Origin of the sequence: Methylobacterium sp. WL19, from assembly GCF_008040005.1 — a bacterium.
GTDB classification, from domain to species: domain Bacteria; phylum Pseudomonadota; class Alphaproteobacteria; order Rhizobiales; family Beijerinckiaceae; genus Methylobacterium; species Methylobacterium bullatum.
Map to the genome: position 1 here is coordinate 1 of NZ_VRVC01000219.1, position 4,285 is coordinate 4,285.

5 protein-coding genes are annotated in these 4,285 nt (G+C 69.0%); 3 read left to right on the top strand and 2 right to left on the bottom strand.

Features of this window, described 5'->3' with window-relative positions:
* The coding region (locus FV220_RS24215; protein ID WP_281406103.1) for an SbcC/MukB-like Walker B domain-containing protein at positions 1-693 on the top strand (693 nt) is incomplete at its 5' end.
* A 368-nt stretch (positions 694-1,061) separates the two neighbouring features.
* On the opposite strand, the gene FV220_RS24220 is transcribed toward FV220_RS24215, so the two are convergent.
* The gene (locus tag FV220_RS24220; protein ID WP_147708290.1) at positions 1,062-1,262 is read right to left on the bottom strand and encodes a hypothetical protein; all 201 of its coding nucleotides are present in this window, start codon (positions 1,260-1,262) and stop codon (positions 1,062-1,064) included.
* On the opposite strand from FV220_RS24220, the gene FV220_RS24225 reads away from it, so the two are divergent.
* Positions 1,261-2,208, top strand: a complete 948-nt coding sequence (locus FV220_RS24225) for a phage Gp37/Gp68 family protein (protein ID WP_348642106.1) — start codon at positions 1,261-1,263, stop codon at positions 2,206-2,208. The genes FV220_RS24220 and FV220_RS24225 overlap by 2 nt on opposite strands.
* Before the next feature lie 9 nt (positions 2,209-2,217).
* On the top strand, positions 2,218-3,309 hold the full coding sequence (locus FV220_RS24230) for a three-Cys-motif partner protein TcmP (RefSeq protein ID WP_147833497.1): 1,092 nt from the start codon (positions 2,218-2,220) through the stop codon (positions 3,307-3,309).
* Between the two features lie 208 nt (positions 3,310-3,517).
* Here the strand turns inward: FV220_RS24230 and FV220_RS24235 are convergent.
* Positions 3,518-4,285 (bottom strand): HAD-IC family P-type ATPase (locus FV220_RS24235; protein WP_147833498.1); only part of this gene is annotated, 768 nt, incomplete at its 5' end.

Here is a 4,285-nt window from a genome sequence, read left to right on the forward strand (position 1 = left end):
CTGCGCGGCCTCCCGCCCGTCGACGTTCCGGGCACCGAGGCCGCCGCCGCCGCGGTCGCCGAGGCCATCGCGACCCATCAACGGCGTCGGGGCGCACTCGACGCCGAGCTTGCCCGCGACGACGATGCCCTGGGCCAGGCCGCGAACCTCTCGGGGGAGATCGAGGCCGTGCGCGAGGGCCTCGACGCGTGGGAGATGGTCGACGCCGCCGTCGGCTCCGCGAACGGCGACAGGTTCCGGCGCTTCGCCCAAGGCGTGACGCTGGAGCACCTGGCGCATCTCGCGAACGAACAACTCCGCACCCTGAGCCCGCGTTACGCCCTCGTGCGCAGCCAGGGCACGGACCTCGCGCTGCACGTCCTCGACCGCGACATGGGCGACGAGCTTCGCGGAACGCGCAGCCTATCGGGCGGCGAGCGCTTCCTGGTGGCTCTCGCCCTGGCGCTGGCGCTCTCGGGCCTGGAGGGGCGAGCGGCCTTCGTCGACACCCTGTTCATCGACGAGGGCTTCGGGTCGCTCGATGCCGAGACCCTCGACGTCGCCATCGACGCCCTGGAAAGCCTCCAGGGCCAGGGTCGCCGGGTCGGCGTCATCACCCACGTCGCGGCGATGATCGATCGCATCGCGGTGCAGGTCCGCGTCGAGCGCCGGGGCAACGGGCGCAGCGTCGTACGGGTGACCGACGGTGCATAGCCCGGATATCCGAAGGGTAGGACATCGACCCGATCGGAAGCGGAAGCGATCCCTCCGGGACCGAACCGGGAATTCGGCGTTCCCCCCGGGGGCGCCGCCTCATGCCCCGGGTCCGGTATCGGGATCCTCGTCGTCCGTCTCGGATCCGTCGGGACGATCGCAAACCAAGACCGCTTCGTGAGCCCTTAAGCGTCCGACGAAACCCTCGTATCCGCACTTCGGCATGGCGGCCATGAAGTCCTCCCAACTTGGCGCCGAGCGGGTCAAGTTGGCCGGAGCATGCCGGGGGGGTATCGATTACGGCATCACGCTTCTCGTCGAATGGTTCGACGAGAAGCTCGTCTGAGATCGGCTACAGCCCGATGCGCCTACCGCAGCGTCGCTGTTTCCCCTGGCTTCAAGGGACGGTCCTCGGCGTCCGGATCGCTGATCGCGTTGAGGCGCCCCAGGTGCTCGAAGACGTGCTCGAAGGCGTCGGTGACGGCCTGCTCGAAGGAGCCGTCGCCCTTGCCCTGGGCCTGCTTGAGTGAGCTCAGCAGCTGCTGGTGCCGTTCGATATCGCTGGTCATGGGAAACCTCGTCGGCGGGGTGGGTCGGGGTACGGCAAGCCTCGATCCGTCGCAACGGTTCCGGCGCACGGTGTGCCTGAGACGGATCGAGAGCCGCACCGATCGCAGAAAGCGGCTCGTTCCGGCTGGTGCGACGCGTCGCGTTCGGCCAAGCTGTCCGTTGCGACCCACCGCGAAGTGTTCTAATTTTGTTCCTATGGCTCAGAGCTCGGCGATAGAGTGGACGGAGGCGACTTGGAACCCGGTGACGGGATGCACCAAGATCAGCTCCGGCTGCGACAACTGTTACGCGGCGCGGTTTTCCGAGCGCTTCCGCGGCGTTCCGAACCACCCGTTCGAGAGCGGCTTCGACCTGACGCTGCGTCCGGCGCGGCTTGAGCAGCCGTTGGCATGGCGGCGCCCGCGGATGATCTTCGTGAACTCGATGAGCGACCTGTTCCACAAGGACGTTCCGACGTCCTTCGTCGACCGCGTCTTCGACACGATGGAGCGGGCGGACTGGCACGAGTTCCAGATACTGACAAAGCGCAGCTCGCTGATGCGGGATTACGTCAACGCCCGCTACGTCTCGCGTCCCGTGCCGGCCCACATCTGGCTCGGCGTGTCGGTCGAGGACGGAACCAAGAAGTCCAGGGTCGCGCACCTGAGGGATACCAATGCCGCGGTGCGGTTCCTGTCCGTGGAGCCCTTGATCGGGCCGATCGGGACTTTAGATCTCATCGGCTTGCATTGGGTCATCGTCGGGGGCGAGAGCGGTCCCGGCGCCAGGCCCATGGAGAAGGCGTGGGTCGTGGACCTGCTGCGGCAGTGCGCGCGGGCCGACGTGCCGTTCTTCTTCAAGCAGTGGGGCGGGCGGTCGCCGAAGACGGGCGGTCGGCTGCTAGACGGGCGCGAGCACAACGGCTGGCCGAGGAACGCGCGCGCGGCTGTGTCCGCCGCCTTGTAGGGGCGATGGATGAAGCCGCAGCGGGTGACGTGGGCGCTTGAGGACCACACCAGGGCCAAGCACGAGATCCTGCGGCGCTACCTGCAGGCCTGGTTCCCGATCCTGGCGCTGGGAGGCTTCCCGCGCATGGTGTTCATCGACGGCTTCGCGGGCCCGGGCATCTACGACGACGGCAGCGACGGCTCCCCGCTGATCGCGCTGAAGGCGTTCCTCGACCAAGCCACACCGATCCGCGCCGAGTGCCACTTCCACTTCATCGAGAAGGACGAGGCCCGTGCGGACCGCCTGCACGGCTGCATCGGCACGCTGTTCGCGGCCCGGGCCAAGCCGCGCAACCTCCACGTGCGCGTTCATTCCGGTGAGGGCTTCGAGCAGGTCTACGCGGAGGCGCTGCGCGACCACCCCCGGAACGCGCCGGTCTTCGCGCTTGTCGATCCGTTCGGATGGAACGGCATGCCGATGACCGCCATGCGCGACCTGATGAACCGCGCCAGCGGCGAGGTCCTGGTCAACTTCATGTTCGAGGAGATCAACCGCTTCCTCACGCACCGCGACCAGCCGGACAACTTCGACGCGCTGTTCGGCTGCCCGGACTGGCGCAAGGTCACCGCCTTGCCACCGGCGCAGCGCAAGGCCGGCATCCGCGACCTCTATGCCGCCCAGCTCGTATCGATGGCCGGGGCCCGCTTCGTCCGGCATTTCGAGATGCGCAACGGGCGGGAGCGGACCGACTACTACCTGTTCTTCGCAACGAAGAACCAGAAGGGCCTGAAGAAGATGAAGGAGGCCATGTGGTCGGTCGACCAGCGGGGTGGGATGGCTTTCTCCGATGCGACCGATCCGGGCCAGCAGGTGCTGTTCGACGGCAGCGATCTCACGCAGCTTGAAGGCATTCTCGCGCGCCGGTTCTCAGGGGCGACGGCCGACGTTGACGAGATCGAACGCTTCGTGGTCGAGGAGACCGCTTTCCGGGAGACCCACTACAAGGGGATCCTGAAGGGGATGGAGGCGCGGGTCCCGGCCGCGATCCAGGTGGAGGCCTGCCGGGAGGGACGCCGGCGCGGGACCTATCCGGCCGGGACGCGCGTCCGGTTCGCCTGAGCCGGAAGGCCCCGTCGAGATCGGACGGGCCACGGGTGGCCCGAGCGTCCGGAACGGGCCGCATCGCCGCGGTATGGCCGACATCGACGCCTTCGCGCGACGCATCGCCGACGATGCCCTGTCGGGGCGCAACACGGCAGCCGTCGGCGACCTGTCCGCGAGGATTTCTCCGTCGTTCCCAGCGGCAGGGCCAAACACCGGACCATGCCTAACGAAGCCGCATGCCAAGCAACCGCAGCGCGTTGCCCGTGACGAGCACCGTGGCACCGGTGTCGGCCAGGATGGCCGGCCACAGCCCGGTGATGCCGGCGACGGTGGTGGCGAGGAACACGAGCTTCAGCCCCAGCGCGATGGCGATGTTCGCGCGGATGTTGGCCAGCGTCCTGCGGGAGAGCTCGATCATCCGCGCCACGTCGGCGACGCGCCCGTGCAGCACCGCGGCATCGGCCGCCTCCAACGCGACGTCGGTGCCCCCGCCCATCGCGATGCCGACGTCCGCGGCCGCGAGCGCCGGGGCGTCGTTGATGCCGTCCCCGACCTTCGCCACCACCGCACCGCCAGCCTGGAGTTCGCTCACGATCCGCTGCTTGTCCTCCGGCAGGAGCTCGGCCCGCGCCTCGATGCCGAGCGCCCCGGCCACCGCTCCGGCGGTGCGGGCATTGTCGCCGGTGAGCATGACCGCCGTTATGGCGGTTGCCGCCAGTCGATCGATTCCCGCCTTCGCGTCCGGCCGCGGCTCATCGCGCATGGCGATCAGGCCGGCCAACGACCCGTTCACGACGAGGGCGGATACCGTCTTGCCCGCGTCGTTCAGGGTGGAGACCTGCGCCGACTGCTCGGGTGTGAAGGCCGAGCGCGCCGCCGCCTCCCGCGGCGAGCCGAGGAAGAGATCGAGGCCGCCGACCTTGCCTGTCACGCCCTTGCCCCCGAGCGCCGTCGCCCCGAACGCCGGCGGCACCGGCGCCCCGACCTCCGC

Coding starts and splice junctions, on each gene's coding strand:
- FV220_RS24225 (WP_348642106.1), top strand. CDS start 1,261: ATGGGAAACCTCGTCGGCGGGGTGGGTCGGGGTACGGCAAGCCTCGAT.
- FV220_RS24220 (WP_147708290.1), bottom strand. CDS start 1,262: ATGACCAGCGATATCGAACGGCACCAGCAGCTGCTGAGCTCACTCAAG.
- FV220_RS24230 (WP_147833497.1), top strand. CDS start 2,218: ATGAAGCCGCAGCGGGTGACGTGGGCGCTTGAGGACCACACCAGGGCC.